This window comes from Treponema sp. R6D11, from assembly GCF_054786075.1.
In genome coordinates this window covers 1-324 of the sequence record NZ_BDHD01001351.1, presented here as the reverse complement: position 1 = coordinate 324, position 324 = coordinate 1, and the positions used below count along the sequence as shown (strand labels likewise).

Sequence of the window (324 nt, the reverse complement as noted above, 5' to 3'; positions counted from 1 at the left end):
ACCGGAACGAGGCGTTTCGTGAGGATGTGCTGGTTTTCTTTCATGGCTTGACAGGTTCCAGGGAGATTGCCGAAGCGATCCTGTTTAACGCATCAGCCTGTAATGTGCCCCCGGCTCTGGCTTTTTCCCTTTGTGCCGAAGAAAGCGGCTACAATCCGCGCGCCCTGAACCGCAACAGGAACGAAACTGTTGACCGCGGGTTATTTCAGCTTAACAACGCAAGTTTTCCAAAACTGAAAATTGAGGATTTTTATGATACCGGCGTAAACGCCCGTCACGGCCTTTTACATCTGCGCTGGTGCCTTAATACAGCCGGTACTGAAG

Annotated in this window: 1 protein-coding gene; it reads left to right on the top strand. The window is 51.2% G+C overall.

Translation table 11 applies throughout. The features are described from left to right. Positions 1 to 26 precede the first annotated feature (26 nt). The coding region (locus tag ACYVTD_RS18710; RefSeq protein WP_461249086.1) for a transglycosylase SLT domain-containing protein at positions 27 to 324 on the top strand (298 nt) is incomplete at its 3' end.